At 73.2% G+C, this 15,231-nt stretch carries 16 protein-coding genes; 3 read left to right on the top strand and 13 right to left on the bottom strand.

Going from position 1 to position 15,231, the window contains the following annotated elements; genetic code table 11:
- From NQ160_RS08240 to NQ160_RS08230, 3 genes are all read right to left on the bottom strand, one after another.
- On the bottom strand, positions 1-865 hold an 865-nt coding region (locus NQ160_RS08240; protein WP_257514741.1), incomplete at its 3' end, for an ABC transporter permease.
- Positions 862-1,593, bottom strand: a complete 732-nt coding sequence (locus tag NQ160_RS08235; RefSeq protein WP_257514740.1) for an ABC transporter ATP-binding protein — start codon at positions 1,591-1,593, stop codon at positions 862-864. The genes NQ160_RS08235 and NQ160_RS08240, both read right to left, overlap by 4 nt.
- Positions 1,590-2,204 carry a PadR family transcriptional regulator gene (locus NQ160_RS08230; RefSeq protein ID WP_257514739.1) on the bottom strand — a complete coding sequence of 205 codons (615 nt, stop codon included), beginning with the start codon at positions 2,202-2,204 and terminating at the stop codon, positions 1,590-1,592. Before NQ160_RS08230 ends, NQ160_RS08235 begins: the two co-directional genes overlap by 4 nt.
- Positions 2,205-2,312: 108 nt before the next feature.
- Here NQ160_RS08230 and NQ160_RS08225 point away from each other — a divergent pair, with 108 nt between their 5' ends.
- Together NQ160_RS08225 and NQ160_RS08220 are read left to right on the top strand one after the other, a co-directional pair.
- On the top strand, positions 2,313-2,927 hold the full coding sequence (locus tag NQ160_RS08225) for a J-domain-containing protein (protein ID WP_257514738.1): 615 nt from the start codon (positions 2,313-2,315) through the stop codon (positions 2,925-2,927).
- A gap of 166 nt (positions 2,928-3,093) precedes the next feature.
- Complete coding sequence (locus NQ160_RS08220; RefSeq protein WP_257514737.1) at positions 3,094-3,636, top strand: ribonuclease H family protein; 543 nt, start codon at positions 3,094-3,096, stop codon at positions 3,634-3,636.
- A gap of 28 nt (positions 3,637-3,664) precedes the next feature.
- Here the strand turns inward: NQ160_RS08220 and msuE are convergent, their stop codons facing one another.
- Genes msuE through NQ160_RS08205 form a run of 3 tightly spaced genes read right to left on the bottom strand, consistent with a single transcriptional unit; the run spans position 3,665 to position 6,092 of the window.
- Positions 3,665-4,255 (bottom strand): FMN reductase, encoded by a 591-nt coding sequence (msuE, locus tag NQ160_RS08215; protein ID WP_257514736.1) that lies wholly within the window; start codon positions 4,253-4,255, stop codon positions 3,665-3,667.
- Complete coding sequence (locus NQ160_RS08210; protein ID WP_257514735.1) at positions 4,252-5,247, bottom strand: ketopantoate reductase family protein; 996 nt, start codon at positions 5,245-5,247, stop codon at positions 4,252-4,254. Before NQ160_RS08210 ends, msuE begins: the two co-directional genes overlap by 4 nt.
- The gene (locus NQ160_RS08205) at positions 5,244-6,092 is read right to left on the bottom strand and encodes a sulfurtransferase (RefSeq protein WP_257514734.1); all 849 of its coding nucleotides are present in this window, start codon (positions 6,090-6,092) and stop codon (positions 5,244-5,246) included. The genes NQ160_RS08210 and NQ160_RS08205 overlap by 4 nt, the downstream gene beginning before the upstream one ends.
- Positions 6,093-6,242: 150 nt before the next feature.
- Here NQ160_RS08205 and NQ160_RS08200 point away from each other — a divergent pair, with 150 nt between their 5' ends.
- Positions 6,243-8,486, top strand: coding sequence for an LLM class flavin-dependent oxidoreductase (locus NQ160_RS08200; protein ID WP_257514733.1), 2,244 nt, complete (start codon positions 6,243-6,245; stop codon positions 8,484-8,486).
- Positions 8,487-8,500: 14 nt separating this feature from the next.
- Here NQ160_RS08200 and NQ160_RS08195 read toward each other — a convergent pair whose 3' ends face one another.
- The 7 genes from NQ160_RS08195 to NQ160_RS08165 all read right to left on the bottom strand — a co-directional run.
- Positions 8,501-9,094 (bottom strand): alkylhydroperoxidase domain protein, encoded by a 594-nt coding sequence (locus NQ160_RS08195; RefSeq protein ID WP_257514732.1) that lies wholly within the window; start codon positions 9,092-9,094, stop codon positions 8,501-8,503.
- A complete protein-coding gene (locus tag NQ160_RS08190) occupies positions 9,091-9,693 on the bottom strand; it encodes a CMD domain protein (RefSeq protein WP_257514731.1) in 603 nt (200 codons plus the stop codon). Before NQ160_RS08190 ends, NQ160_RS08195 begins: the two co-directional genes overlap by 4 nt.
- A complete protein-coding gene (locus NQ160_RS08185; protein WP_257514730.1) occupies positions 9,690-10,718 on the bottom strand; it encodes a putative FMN-dependent luciferase-like monooxygenase in 1,029 nt (342 codons plus the stop codon). The genes NQ160_RS08190 and NQ160_RS08185 overlap by 4 nt, the downstream gene beginning before the upstream one ends.
- A complete protein-coding gene (locus NQ160_RS08180; protein WP_257514729.1) occupies positions 10,715-12,382 on the bottom strand; it encodes a dipeptide ABC transporter ATP-binding protein in 1,668 nt (555 codons plus the stop codon). The genes NQ160_RS08185 and NQ160_RS08180 overlap by 4 nt, the downstream gene beginning before the upstream one ends.
- Positions 12,382-13,296 carry an ABC transporter permease gene (locus tag NQ160_RS08175; RefSeq protein WP_257514728.1) on the bottom strand — a complete coding sequence of 305 codons (915 nt, stop codon included), beginning with the start codon at positions 13,294-13,296 and terminating at the stop codon, positions 12,382-12,384. Before NQ160_RS08175 ends, NQ160_RS08180 begins: the two co-directional genes overlap by 1 nt.
- On the bottom strand, positions 13,293-14,240 hold the full coding sequence (locus NQ160_RS08170) for an ABC transporter permease (protein ID WP_257514726.1): 948 nt from the start codon (positions 14,238-14,240) through the stop codon (positions 13,293-13,295). The genes NQ160_RS08175 and NQ160_RS08170 overlap by 4 nt, the downstream gene beginning before the upstream one ends.
- A partial coding sequence (locus NQ160_RS08165) for an ABC transporter substrate-binding protein (RefSeq protein ID WP_257514725.1) occupies positions 14,240-15,231 on the bottom strand: 992 nt, incomplete at its 5' end. The genes NQ160_RS08170 and NQ160_RS08165, both read right to left, overlap by 1 nt.

Below are 15,231 nucleotides of genomic sequence, written 5' to 3'. Positions count from 1 at the left end.
CGTACAGGTGGCGGTCCAGCACGATGAGGCCCTCGTGGTTGAGGTCTGCCACATCATCGGCGGTCGGACTCCACTCCGGAAGGAACCAGCGCGTGGCCATGACGTCGGTCTGCAGCGCGCGCGTCGCCGCGGTGGCAGGGAGGAAGACGACCTCCGCGGCATCCGCATCCTCGGCCTGCGTCATGACGCCGGTGATCGTGAAGGATGCCGCCGGCTCGGTGAGCACCAGTTCGTCACCGATGGCGGCGCCGAGGCGCTCGAGGGCGCCGGGGGACACCATCGCCTCGCGCGCATTCGCGGGGGCACGCCCGTCATGGACGTGGAACCGGCCGGCGAGCACGGGATCCCACGCGTCTCCGATGACGGCGGCGAGCGCACCGGTACCGCCCGCGGTCTCTGCGGTGACGGAGCCGAAGCCGATCTCGATCGCGTCGAGCCCGCGAGGGAGCAGCGGCGCGGCGCTCTCGGGGATCGGCTGCTCCGCGTTCGCCGGGATGCCGGTCATGTCGTCGCGGTCGATCTCCCACCAGGTGGGCCGGTCGAGGTACTGGCGCAGCGATGGGTCGGGGCCGTTGACGACGGCGACCCAGCTGTCGGCCTGGCCGAGCTCGGCGGTGAGCGTTTCTTCGGTCGTCGGTATGTGGCTGGCGGCGAACACGATGCCGCCGGACACGAGCGCCATCGGCAGCGCGATGAGGGTCACCACGAGCAGGCTCGACGCCCAGGCGCGGCGCACCTGCCGCGACGCGAGGCGCAGGTCGGCGCGCAGACGCGCCCACGGGGAGCGGCGGACGGCGGACGGGCGGGCGGAGGGTTCGCCGGGCGGCGGCCCCGCGAGGTCGGGGGCCGGTGCGGTGACGGTCATCGGGCGTCGCTCAGCAGCGAGTCGGCGCCGGCGCGGCGGGATTCGTCGACGACGCGGCCGTCGCGCAGGAACACGATGCGATCGGCCCACGCGGCGTGACGCGGCTCGTGCGTGACGAGGATGCCGGCGGCTCCGGCATCCACTCGGGAGCGCAGCATCTTCATGACCGCCTCGCCTGTCACCGAGTCGAGGGCGCCGGTCGGCTCGTCGGCGAGGATCAGCCGGCGGCCGCCGACCACCGCGCGGGCGATCGCGACCCGCTGCTGCTGGCCGCCGGAGAGGTCGTCGGGGTAGGCGTCGAGCTTGTCCTCGAGACCCACGGATGCCAGGGCGTCCTTGCCTGCGCGGCGAGCGACGCGGCCGCGGAAGCCGTCGAGCTCGAGCGGCAGCGTGACGTTCTCGATGGCGGTCAGGGTCGGGATGAGGTTGAAGTCCTGGAAGACGAAGCCGAGCGACTGCCGCCGCAGCCGGGCGAGTTCGCGAGCGGATGCCGTTGAGAGGTGCGTGCCCTCGACGATGACCTCTCCGGTCGTGGGCTGCTGCAGGCCGCCGGCGATCGACAGCAATGTCGACTTGCCCGACCCGGATGCCCCCATCACGGCAACGAGCTCGCCACGGACGACGTCGAGGTCGACGCCCACGAGGGCGCTGACGGCGGTCTCGCCCACGCCGTACTGCTGCGTGACTCCGACCAGGCGCAGCACCGGGCCGGTCGTCGCGGCGGTCATCGCGCTGACTCTGCCGTGGTGGCGGCGGCCTTGGCGGGGCGGCCTCGCTTGGGCTTGTCGGTCGACAGCTCCAGCGTCATCGCGTGGCGCGGATGCCGTGCCAGCCGCTGCTCGGTGTGGTCGAGCCAGCGCACCTCGGCCTCGGCGGTGAAGATCATCGCGTCCACCACGAGCGACCAGGCGAGCTCCTCCGGGCCATCGGGGTCGGCGCCGGCGTACTTCGCGCGCTGCAGCTCCTGCAGCTGCGCGAGCGACGCGCGCCGCTGGGTCTGGATCACCGCGGTCACGTCGACGCCGGGCAGCGTGGCGGCGACGGCGAGCTTGATCGCGAGCTCGTCACGTGTGCCCTGACCGCGCTCGACTGGGGCGGCGAGCCAGGCGCGCACCTCGGCGCGACCGGCATCCGTGATCTGCCAGTAGACATGCCCCTGCTCGTCGATGTCCCCCTTCTCGACCAGGCCGTCGCGCTCGAGCCGGTCGAGGGTGTTGTAGATCTGCCCGACGTTGAGCGGCCAGGTCGAGCCGGTGCGCCGGTCGAACTCGGCTCGCAGCTGGTAGCCGTAGCAGGGGCCCTGGTCGAGGATCGCCAGCAGGCTCTGTCGTACCGACATCGTTTCTCCGATCGATGCATACCGCGTATGTGATTTCCGAGTATATACATACTTGGTATCGCCACCATCGCCTCGGGCGGGGTTACCGTGGGAGAGCGGGAGGTGGAGATGAGCGAGGATCCCCGACTGGATGCCGCGCGATACCGCGTCGACAAGCTCCAGCGCGAGATGGATGCCGAGGTGGAGGGCGATGCCCCCGCAGAGCCGGAAGCCGCACCGCCGGAGGCCGACCATGTGCGCTCGAGCGCGGGCAGTTCGATGGCGACCGACCGCGCGGCCTTCGTCGAGACGTCGATCCAGCAGGCTATCCGCCGCGGCGAGTTCGACGACCTGCCCGGGGCGGGCAAGCCGCTCGAAGGGCTCGGCGCGCAGCACGACCCGGACTGGTGGATCCGCCGCAAGATCCAGACCGAGAAGCTCACCGGTCTCGGGCCGCCGTCCCTGATGCTCCGCACCGAGCACGCCGAGTTCAGCGAGCGCGCCGACGCGCTCTTCCGGGAGCAGGAGGTGCGCGACTACGTCGCGGACTTCAACCGCCGCGTGATCGAGGCGCGACGCCAGCTGCAGGGTGGCCCGCCGGTCGTCACGCCGCTGCACGACGTCGAGGAGGAGGTGGCCGCCTGGCACGAGCGCCGCGCGGCACGGCAGGCCGCGGCATCCGCCCCTGCCGACGGCGACGCCGCGCGCCCGCGCCGGCGCTGGTGGCGGCGCCCACGCCCGTGACGCGCGGCGCACTCCGCGCCGGCGCGCACGCGCCTCGGTCGTCACGAAAGGCCCGGTCGCGGGCCCGCAACGGCACCTTTGCGACGACCGAAGCCACCCGCACCCGGCACCCCGGACGCCCGCTCCGGCACGGGGACCAGCACCGGGGAAGGTAATCTTGCGGGCGATGACTTCCCCCGATTCTCCCGACTCCCCCTACATCGTGGCCACCGACGGAGCCTGCAAGGGCAACCCCGGACCGACTGGATGGGCGTGGGTCGCCGCCGACGGGCATTGGGCCGCGGGGGCCATCCCGCAGGGCACGAACAACGTCGGCGAGCTGATGGGCCTGCTGAAGGCGATCACCGACCACCCGGATGTGGCGAATCTGCACATCCAGGCCGACTCCAAGTACGCCATCGACACCTACCAATCGTGGATGGACGGCCACCGCCGCCGCGGCTGGAAGACCTCCACGGGCTCCCCCACGAAGAACCGCGACCTGCTCGAGCAGCTGATCGTCGCCCGCGACGCCCGCCGCGCGGCCGGCCTGCCCGACGTCGTGCTCGAGCACGTGCGCGGTCACCGCGGGCACGTGCTCAACGAGTGGGCCGACGAGCGCGCGGTACGCGCGGCCGAGCACGCGGCGAAGGGCGTCGCGAGCGCCTGGTCCTCACTCGGCGGCAAGGAAAAGCTCGACGTCGCCGCCGCCCCGGCCAAGAAGCGCTGACACCCGCGCGGACGCCGCGGCATCCGCCTCACCAGTTCGACACGTACAGCGACACCTCCTGGTCGACGGCCTTCCGCGCCAGCGGCAGACCCGTCTCGACCGCCTGTCCGATGCGGGCGCGCACCTGCGGCGAGCGCAGCGCGTACCCGTCGAAGTCGGCGGCGCTGGCGTAGACGCCGACGGGCAGCGTCAGCGCCTGGAAGAAGCCGAACAGCGGCCGCAGCTGGTGTTCCAGGATGAGCGCGTGCCGGTCGCCGCCGCCGGTGGCCGCGAGCAGCACGGGGGTGCCCACCAGCGCGTACTGCTCGACGAAGTCGAACAGGTGCTTGAAGAGTCCGGTGAACGACGCCCGGTAGACGGGCGATGCCACCACCAGCAGGTCGGCCGTCTCGATGTCGCGGAGGGCCTGCTGCGCCGGGGCGCCCAGCTGCTCCCGGGTGAGGGCACCGGCGAAGGATCCGCCGAGGTCGGCGACCTCGATGATGCGCGGGCTCGTCGGCACCCGTGCCGACACGGCATCCACGATCGCCGAAAGCAGCACCGTCGTCTTGCTCGGCGCCTGCAGGGCACCGGAGACGCCCACCACCCGCAGCGGCGACATGGAGTCCGGCGCGCTCACCGGCGCGACCGCTCCGCGCCGACGAGATCGAAGCCGAACTCCACCGGCAGCGGCAGTTCGCCCGGGCCGCCGCTGCGCTGCGCGAGCCCTCCGAGCGCCCGGGCGACCGCCACATTGAGCGGCGCCGCAACGCCGGCGAGCCGCGCCAGCAACGCGACCTCCCCGCTCAGGTGGTCCACCTCGCTCGAGGCGCCCTGCGCGAAGCTCTGCCAGACCGCGCCGTGCCGGGGATCATGCCCCGGCACCTCGCCGACCTGCAGCCGCGCGCCGTCCCACGACGGTGCGATCGCCAGCCCTGCGGCGGCGAAGACCGCGCGGGCCTCGGCGGCGAGGGCGGCGGCGGCATGCTCGGCCTGCTCGATCGTCGCGTCGAAGACGTCCACCACGATGCCGAGGCTCGCGACCAGCTTTCGGCGCTTGGCCGCCGCGATGTCGGGCTCGACGGATGCCGCGAAGCCCGCCGCCGCGAGCGCCAGCCGGTGCCGCTCCTCCTGCGAGGGCAGCGGCCGGGGAAAGCCACCCAGCCACGCCGCGCCGACGATCGGGTGCGCTGCGGCGACCACCACGCCGGGCTCGACGAGGGCGACCGGGGCACCGATCGAGACCCCGACGACCGTGTCGAACCGGCGAAGGGCGGTGCGCTCCGCGGCCAGGCCGTTCTGCAGGGTGAGGATCGGAAGGTCCGCGACGACCCCGCGGCCGTCGACGAGCGGGGTCCAAGCGATCGCAGCGAGGGTCTCGTCCACGTGCTGCGCCCGCACGGCCAGCACCAGGGTGTCGGCGGCCGTCGGCCGGGCCACGGCGACGGAGCCGACGACCTCGACCGGCACCGTCTCATCACCGTGGGGCCGCCGAACGCGCACTCCCTCGCGGGCGATCGCGGCGCGGGCGGGCTCCCGCGCGACCAGCACGACCGGAACCTGGGCGAGCGTCCATTGCGCGGCGAGCAGCCCCCCGACTGCGCCCGCGCCGACGACGATGTAGCGGCTCATGAACGCCCGCCCGGCTTTGAACCGACCGCCACCGGGCGGTCGGGATGGTTGGACCACTGGCTCCACGAGCCCGGGTACAGGTGCGGCTCGTACCCCGCGAGGGTGAGCGCGAATGCCGTGTGCGCGGCGGTGACACCCGAGCCGCAGTACACCCCCACCGGCGCGTCATCGGTCACCCCGAATTCCGCGAAGCGCTCGCGCAGCGCCGCGTGGCCGAGAAAGCGGCCCTCGGCATCGACGTTGCCGGTCGTGGGCGCGTTGAGCGCTCCCGGAATGTGCCCGGCGCGCGGGTCGATCGGCTCCGCGTCTCCGCGATAGCGCTCCTCGGAACGCACGTCCAGCAGCACCCCGCGCTCGGGGAAGGCGGCCGCGGCGGCCATCGTCAGTCGGGGCAGGATGCCGCGGCGAAGCGTCACGCTGCCGGGGACCGGCACGACGCTGCCCTCTTCGAGCGGATACCCGGCAGCCGTCCACCCCGAGAGCGCACCATCGAGGATGCGGACGTCCGCGATGCCGGCGTCGGTCAAAAGCCACCACGCGCGTGCGGCGGCGAAGGACGAGAGGTCGTCGTAGACCACGACCGTGTCGCCGTCGTCGATGCCCCACCGCCGCGCCGCCTCGCCCAGCTGCGCGGTCGGCGGCAGCGGGTGGCGGCCGTCGGTCGGCTCCCCGCCCCCGGCGAGCTCGCGGTCCAGGTCGACGTAGACCGCCGTGGGGATGTGCCCGGCGCGGTACTCCACCCGCCCGTCGGGGCGGTCCAGGCGCCAGCGCACGTCGAGGACCCGCACCGGCTCCTCACGCTCCAGAAGGTCGGCGAGCTCGTCAGGGCTGATGAGAAGGGACATGGTTCTCCCGGGTGTCGGTCGCCCGCGGCGAGGCGCAGCGGACGTGGCGGTGCGCCCAGGCTAAGCAACGGCCCGCGTGCGCGTCACCTGTCGCGGGCGAGTGTGTCGATGGCTTTCGCCGTGTGACGCCCTGTGTCGGGGGAATGCCGCGTGGATGCCTCGGGGAAGCATTCCCGCCCCCTGGGTGTTGCCGGGGGTGTGGACTACGGACATGACCTGCTCTTCGGCACTTTCCTCACCCCTGCCGCGGCGAACCCGCAGCACGTGGTGCAGCTGACCCAGCTGAGCGAGCAGCTCGGCTACGACCTGGCCACCTTCCAGGACCACCCCTACCAGCCGCGGTTCCTCGACACCTGGACCCTGATGTCGTACGCCGCCGCCGCGACCTCGACCATCCAGATCTCCCCCAACGTGGCGAACCTGCCGCTGCGGCCGGCGCCGGTGCTGGCGCGCGCCGCGGCATCGCTCGACCTGCTCTCCGGCGGCCGGTTCAATCTGGGCCTGGGATCGGGCGCGTTCTGGGACGCGATCGAGGCGATGGGGGTGCCACGGCTCACGCCCGGCGAGTCCGTCGAAGCCCTGAGCGAAGCGATCGATCTCATCCGGGAGCTCTGGGCGGAGCGCGGCGGCGTGCACGGCGGCGAGCACTATCCCGTGCACGGCGCCAAGCGGGGACCGGCGCCGGCGCATGAGGTGCCCATCTGGCTCGGCGCCTACAAGCCCCGCATGCTGCGCCTCACCGGCCGCAAGGCCGACGGCTGGCTGCCGTCGCTGCCGTACATGCAGCCCGGCGACCTCGCCGCCGGCAACGCCCGCATCGACGACGCGGCCGCCGCCGCCGGGCGTCACCCGGGCGAGGTGCGGCGGCTGCTGAACATCTCCGGCCGCGAGAGCGCCGACCAGCTCATCGAGTTCGCCCTGCAGGAGGGCATGTCGGCGTTCATCGTCAGCAGCGACGACCCCGCATTCCTGGAACGGTTCGCGTCGGAGACGATCCCCGTCGTGCGGGAGGCGGTCGCCGCCGAACGTGCCCGCACGGGCAGCGCCGCGCCGGGGCGCAGCGCCCGCGCGATCGCGCAGCGCCGGGAGGGCATCGCCTACGACGACCTGCCGGCATCGCTGCGCGAGACGGCGATCGAACCCGGCGACTTCGCGTACCGCACGGTCCGCTCCACCTATATGCGCGGCGGCTCGCCCGGCATCGTGCTGCGGCCCCGTCACGTCGGAGAGGTGGCGGATGCCGTCGCATTCGCCCACCGGCATCGGCACCTCCCCTTCGGCATCCGCAGCGGCGGGCACGGCGTCAGCGGCCGCAGCACCAACGACGGCGGCATCGTCGTGGACCTCGGGGCGCTGTCGCAGATCGAGGTGCTCGACCCCGAGACCCGCCGGGTGCGCATCGGCCCGGGTGCGCGGTGGATGCAGGTCGCCCGCGCGCTCGAACCGCACGGGTGGGCCATCTCCAGCGGCGACTACGGCGGCGTCGGCGTCGGCGGACTCGCCACGGCCGGCGGCATCGGCTTCCTCGCCCGCGAGCACGGGCTGACGATCGACCGGATGGTGGCGGCCGACGTGCTGCTCGCCGATGGCACGGTGGTGCGCGCCAGCGCGGACGAGAACCCCGACCTGTTCTGGGCTGTGCGCGGAGCGGGGGCCAACGTCGGCATCGTCGTCGCGTTCGAATTCGAAGCGTCGCCGGTGGGAGAGCTCGGCTGGGTGCAGCTCGCGTTCGATGCGACCGACACGGCCGGCTTCGTCCGCGCGTTCGGCGCGACCATGCAGGCGGCGCCGCGCGACGTCACGCTGTTCGCGATCCTGGCCCCCGCCCGGGCCGGGCAGCCTCCCATCGCGCAGGTGTACGGCGTGGTGGACAACCCGGATCCGGACACGATCATCGAGCGCCTGCAGCCCTTCGCGCAGATCGCCCCGCTGGTGGGGCAGTCCGTGCAGCTGTCGACCTACGCCACGGTCATGTCCAATGCGACGGATGCCACGCACGACGGGCAGGGCGAGCCGCGGTTCCGCTCGGGCCTGCTGCCCGACCTCGACGCGTCCGCCGACGCCGTCGCGGCCCTCGTGGCCTCGGGGTCGAGCCCGTGGTTCCAGATCCGCTCCGTCGGCGGTGCGGTGGCCGACGTGGCCTCCGATGCCACGGCGTACGCGCACCGCGACGCCGCCTTCTCGGTCACCGCGATCGGCCGCGGCCCCGTCTTCGATCAGCTCTGGGACGCCGTCGCGACTCACTTCGACGGGCTGTACCTCAGTTTCGAGTCGCGCACCGACCCCGCGCTGATCGGCGAGGCGTTCCCGCCCGCCACCCTCGCGCGGCTGCGGGACGTCAAACGCCGCTACGACCCGGATGCGCTGCTGCGCGACAACTTCAGCGTCGGCTGACCTGCGGTGCGCCGCTACTGCGGGGCGACCGGGTCACCGAGAGAGAGCATCAGACGGTTCGCCCAGTTGAAGAACGCGGCGCCGTGCACGACGTCGGCGATCGCGAGATCGTCGAGGCCCGCCTCCCGCAGCCGTCGCACGTGCGCGGCTGAGAACTCCGAGGGCGTGCGGGTCAGGGCGACCGCCGCGGCGACGATCGCGTCCCACCGCTCGCCGAGGTCGGCATCGACCCCCTCGTCGAGCAGGCGCTGCACGTCGTCGGGGCGGCCGGAGTGGTGCGCGGCGAAGCGCGCGTGCACGGAGGCGCAGAAGACGCAGCCGTTGAGCCGCGACGCCGCCGTGGCGGCGAGTTCCCGCTCGGCGCGGGGCAGGCCGCCGTCGGTGTTGTAGAAGATGTCCTTGTCGACGCGGGTGCGGGCGCCGAGGATCTCGGGATCGCGCACGAGCAGCCGGAAGTAGTCGCTCGATGCGCGACCGCGGTCGACGAGGCCGGCATGGTCGCGCTCGTCGAGGTCGGCGATGGGCTTGGGCTCCAGGTGCGGCGTCCAGCCGACCTGGTCGCGCGTGAAGCGCTCCGGCACGGTGGCGATCGGGGTCTCGATGGTCATGCTGCGGCCTCCTCGGCGATGGTGCGCAGGCCGGTGACGACCCGCTGCTGAAAGGCGAGGAACGCCACCAGCTGCGACAGGGTGACGACGGCGTCGACCGACCAGCCGGCATCCGTCAGCGCGGCGAGCGCCGCGGCGTCCGCCTCACGCGGGCGCACCACCAGCAGGTGGGTGTGCTCGAGGGCGGTGGCCAACCGATCGCCGACCGCCGCGCGCACGTCGGCCGGCGCCTGCCAGCGCAGGCCGTCGGTACTCTCGGGCTGCAGGCCGGGCTCGCGGTACCGGCCGAAGGGCCCGGGCGCGGCGGCTCCTGCGGCGGCGTCGGCCACGACGGCAGCCCGATCGGGGTCGGTCTCGGTCGCGTGGGCCCGGTAGAACGCGGCGGTGGCGTCGTCGCCCGTGAGACGGGTGGCGAACGCGGCGATCAGCAGGCGGTCCGCGAGCGACACCTCGGTGTCGTCCCGCGGGACGAACAGCGCGGCGAAGCTCTCCTGGGCCTGCTGGCGGGTGACGGGACGCTGCCGGCGCAGCGCGTCGAGCGCGGAGCCCGGTGCGACGGCGGCGAGCTCGTCGATGACGTCGGGCGGGAAGGCGGTCATACGGTGCTCCATTCGTGAGCGGCAGGGGTGGATGCCGGGGTCGTCCAGCCCAGGGCGGGCGCGACCTCGGTGGCGAACAGCTCGATCGAGCGCAGCACCAGCTCGTGGGGAGCGTCGACCGAGTGCACCTGGAAGGCGACCTCGTCGGCGCGGGCGATCACGGGGTCGGCGGCGAGCGACGCCGCGACCTCGTCGGGCGTCCCGACGTGGGTGTCGGTCGCCCGGATGAGCCCGGGCAGGTCGTCGGGGAGCGCATGGCCCGCACGCCGCAGGCCCACCGCGGCGCGGGTGAGCCCGATCTCGGCCAGCCGCAGCGCCTCGGCGCGGTCGTCGGCGACGAACACCGTGCGCGATGCCGTGATGCGCGGGGTCGCCCCGGCCGGCAGAGCGTCGAGGTACGCGTCGACGATCGGCTGCTGCAGGTCGGCCAGCGGCGCGTCGGGGCGGCCCTCGGGGCGCGGCTGCGTGCGCGAGAGCAGCAGACCGTCGCCGGCGACACCCGCCCGGGTGCCGCCGGGGGCGGAGAAGGTCGCCTGCCAGAGGCGCTCGCGCAGCGTTCCGGCCGGCGGGTACAGTCGCGCACCGCTGCCCAGGTCGCCCGCGGCGAGCGCCGCGTAGAGAACGGCGAGCTTGCGCTCGTACTGCGGGGTCTTCTCGGCCGGGTCGATGCCGAACGGCACGAACGACGAGGGCGCCCCGCCGCTGCCGAGCCCGAGGTCCACGCGGCCGTCCGAGAGCAGGTCGGCGACCACGGCGTCCTCGGCCACCCGCACCGGGTCCTCCAGGGTGAGGGTGACCACGCCGGTTCCGAGACGGATGCCGGAGGTGCGTGCGGCCGCGGCGGCGAGGAAGACGAACGGCGACGGCAGCCCGCCCTCCTCGGCGCGGAAGTGGTGCTGCGCGACCCAGGCGCGGCCGATGCCGAACCGCTCCGCGTGCTGGATCTGCTCCAGCGCGAGGCGGAACCGCTCGGCGGGCGGCGCGTCGTCGAGCAGTCGGGTGAACAGGGCCAGTCGCTGGGTCATGCGGGCACTCCTTCTGTGGGCACGGCCGCAGGTGGCGGCGCAGACTGCCGGATGCCGCCGGGGATGGCGGCCAGCAGCCGTGCGGTGTCTTCGGTCTGCGGATCGGTGAAGATCTGCTCGGTGGTGCCGCTCTCGACGATCCGGCCGGCGCGCAGCACCGAGACGGTGTCGCTGATGCGGCGGACGACGGCGAGGTCGTGCGAGATGAACAGGTAGGTGACGCCGAGGCCCTGCTGCAGCTCCTCGAGCAGCCGCAGGATCTGCGCCTGCACCGTGACGTCCAGCGCCGACACCGCTTCGTCGAGCACGACGACCCGCGGTTCCAGTACGAGGGCGCGGGCGATGGCGACGCGCTGCCGCTGTCCACCCGACAGTTCGCGTGGGCGTCGGGCGGCCACCTCGGCCGGCAGTGCCACGCGCTCGAGCATCTCGGCGACGCGGCGCTGCCGCTCGCTGCGATCGCCCAGGCGGTAGTTGACCAGCGGCTCGGCGACGATCGCCCCGACGCTCTGCCGCGGGTCGAGCGAGGCGAAGGGGTTCTGGTAGACCATCTGCACATCGCGGCGGAACGCCGCGGCATCCGCCCGGCGCAGCCGTGCCACCTCGTGACCGGCGACGACGGCGCTGCCGGCAGTGGGCCGCTGGAAGCCCATGACGATGCGGGCGAGGGTGGTCTTGCCCGACCCGGACTCCCCCACGATCGCGTGGGTGGTGCCCGGCGCCACGGTGAACGACACCTCGTCGACGGCCCGCAGCGGGTCACGCCGCCGCCCGCGCGGGAAATGCTGCGACAGCCCCGTGACGGTGATCGCCGGCGCTTCGATCGCCTCCCCCGCCCCGGCGGTCACCCGCTCGCGCGGCGGGCGCACGGCCGTGTCGAACGACGGAGCGTCGGCCAGCAGCCGACGGGTGTACGCGCTCTGCGGGTCCTGCAGCACGCGGGCGGTGTCGCCGGCTTCCTGCAGGCGGCCTCCCTGCAGCACGGCGATGCGGTGCGACCGGTCGGCGGCGACGGCCAGGTCGTGGGTGACCATGAGCACCGCTGTGCCGTGCTCGCGGCGAAGATCGTCGATGAGGTCGAGGATCGTCTTCTGCACCGTCACGTCCAGAGCGCTGGTGGCTTCGTCGGCGATGAGGAGCGCGGGTTGCAGGGCGATGGCCGCGGCGATGAGGGCTCGCTGCTTCATCCCGCCCGACAGCTCATGCGGGTACTGCCGCGCCCGCAGGTCGGGCTCGGGAATGCCGACGCGGTCGAGCAGCTCCACCACCCGGCGCCGGCGGGCCGGCTCGTCCTTCCACCGGTGCACGCGCAGCACCTCGGCGACGCTGTCGCCGATGCGGGCGACAGGGTTGAGCGAACTGTGCGGATCCTGCGGGATCCAGCCGATGCGCGTGCCGCGGACAGCGCGGAACTGCCGGTCGGTCCACCCGGTGACGTCGAGCTCGCCGAGGGTCACCCGGCCGGCCGTGATACGTCCGTTGGCGGCGAGCAGCCCCGTGGCCGCCTGCGCCAGTGTCGTCTTGCCCGAGCCGGACTCCCCCACAACGGCCAGCACCTCGCCCTGGCCGAGTGCGAAGTCCACGCCGCGCAGCGCGGTCACCGCGGTGCCGGCCACGTCGTAGGCGACGTCGAGTCCCGACACCTGCAGCACATCGCGGGCCATCAGCGCCTCCCCCGCTCGGCCGCAGCCGCGCTCAGGCGGTTGGCGCTGAGGACGACCACCACCACGACGAGGCCGGGGAGGGTCGTCAGCCACCAGGCGGTGGCGATGTAGTTGCGCCCCTCGGCGATCATCAGTCCCCACTCCGGAATGGGGGGCGGCGCCCCGTAGCCGAGGAACCCCAGCGCCGAGATCGCCAGGATCGCCGCTCCGAAGTTCAGCGCCGCCAGGGCGAGCACAGGGGTGAGGGAGTTGGGCAGGATGTGCCGGCGCAACACCGTCCAGAACCCGCCGCCGCTGGCGTACGCGGCCTCGACGTAGTCGGCGCCGCGCACCCGCAGCACCTCGGAGCGACTGAGCCGCGCGAAGCTCGCGATCGACCCGATCCCCACCGCGATGGCGGCCTGCACCGTGCCGAAGCCGAGGATGATGATGAAGCTGAGAGCCAGCAGCAGTCCCGGGATCGCCAGCAGCACGTCGACCACCCGCATGAGCACGTCGTCGACGAACCCGCCCAGCGACCCGGCCACGACCCCGAGCAGGGTCCCCCCGACCAGCCCGACGGCGACGGCCACGAGCGCTCCCGACAGGGACTGCACCGCGCCGTGCACGACGCGGGCGAACATGTCGCGGCCGGTGGCATCCGTCCCGAAGGGATGCAGCGCACTGGGCGCCTGCAGCGCCGCCGCGGCATCCCCCGCGATCGGATCGAGGGGTGTGAACAGCCCTGGGGCGATGGCCCAGGCCACGACGATCGCCAGCACGCCCCAGGCCAGCACGACGCCGGGGCGGATGCGCCGTAGCCGCGCGCGGCGGTGGATGCCGCGCGACGTCAAGGCCGGGGCGTCGGGATGCGCGTGGACGGATGCCGCGTCGTCGACGAGACCGCCGACTCCGGCGAGGGTCTGCGTGCTCATGCGGGGACTCCTTCTCGGGCGCGCGCGGCCAGCCGCGGGTCCAGCACCGGGTACAGCAGATCGACGACGAGGTTCACCACGACGAAGGACGCTGCCGCCAGCACCACCACCGCCAAGAGCACGGGGATGTCCTGCTGGCCCACCGCCTGCTCCGTGATGCGGCCGATGCCGGGGCGGCCGAAGACCGTCTCGGTCAGCACAGCGCCACCGATGAGGTCTCCCAGCAGCAGGCCCGCCATCGTGAGGGTCGGCAGGATCGCGTTCTTGGCGACGTTGCGCCCGAGGATCCATGCCGGCGACGCTCCCCGGGCGCGCACCACGGCGACGAACGGCTGCGCCGCCACGTCGTCGATGCTGCGCACCAGAATCTGCGCCAGCGGGGCGGACAGCGGCAGCGCGAGGGTGATGACAGGGAGGATGAGGCCCTCGATGGGCCCTGGCGCGATGACCGACACCCACCCGAGCTGGAAGCTCACCACCTGCACGAGCATGATGCCGAGCCAGAACGTGGGGATGGAGACGACCAGCGGCGGCACCGACCGCAGCAGGTCGCGCAGCCACCGCAGGCGCGGCAGGCTCGAGCCGAAGGCGATCGCCGCCGCCAGCAGCACCGCCACGACCAGAGCGATGCCGCCGAGGGCCAGGGTGTGCGGCAGTGCCTCGGCCAGCAGCTGCCGCACCGGGGTGCCGGTCTGCAGCGAGTAGCCGAAGTCGCCCGCCGCGAACCCGAGCAGGGTGTGCGCATACTGCACCGGCAGCGGGGTGTCGACGCCGAAGCGCTCGCGCACCTCGGCGATCTGCTGCGGCGACAGACCGAGCTCGGGGTTTTCGTACTTGATCATGAGCGCGTCACCGGGGAGCGCCTGCAGAAGCAGGAACGCCCCGGTGAACGCGGCCAGCAGCACGATGGCCGCCTGGCCGGCACGGCGGGCGAGGTAGCGCATCAGTCCGCGAGCCAGATCTCGTAGAAGCTCGGCCGCGCGACCGACTCGAAGGTGACGCCGTGCACGCGGGGAGCCGCGCCGTACACCTGGGGCTCCTCGAACAGGGGCACGACGTAGGCCTGGTCGGCCAGGTAGCGCTGAGCCTCCTGGCTCTCGGCGATGCGCTGGTCGGGGTCGGCCTCGGATGCCACGGCCTGCAGCAGCTCCTCCAGCTGCGCATCTGCAATCGTGCCGTCGTCGTAGTCGAGGTTCAGCAGGGCGTTGCGGTTCTGGGAGAAGAACTGGCTCTTGATGACGTCGAGGTCGGCGCGGGCGACCATCGAGTGGTACACCTGCACCTGCTCGACGTCCCGCACGGCCTCGGCTGCGGACCCGGCATCGGCCTTCAGGATCTGCAGGTCCACGCCGATCGTCTTCAGCTGCTGGCTGATGAGGGTCAGCGCCTCGAACGACCGCGGCTGGGGTGCCGATTCGTTCACGACGAGGGTGAGCTGCTTGCCGCCCTTCTCGCGGATGCCGTGTGCTCCCTCGACCCAGCCCGCTTCGTCCAAGAGCGCCTCGGCCCGCTCGGGGTCGTAGGCGAGCGCGTCGGAGGTGTCGACGTAGCCCTGCGCGCTGCTGCTGAGGATCGAGGTGGCCAGCGGGTAGCGGTCGGTGTAGATGGTGTCGACCACCTGCTGCCGATCGATGCCGGCGACGAGCGCCTGACGCACCCGGATGTCGGAGAGGATCTCGCTTCCCGGGCGCAGGCTCAGGTGGTTGTTCACGCCGCCGGTCTGCGGCGCGTAGACGGCGAAGCCTGCGGCATCCACCTGCGCCTCGTCCTGCGCCTCGACGTAGCGGATGTAGTCGGCCTGTCCCGAGAGGAGCGCGCCCACCCGCACGCTGTCCTCGGGCGTCACCCGGATCTGCACCGCATCCAGGTGCGCACGCCCCTGGTGGTCGCGGTCCGGCGGCGCCCAGTCGTAGTCGTCGCGGGCGGTGAGGGTGA

Source organism: Microbacterium sp. zg.Y909, from assembly GCF_024626565.1.
The sequence above is the reverse complement of the archived record's forward strand: the minus strand, read 5'-3'. Positions and strand labels throughout refer to the sequence as shown.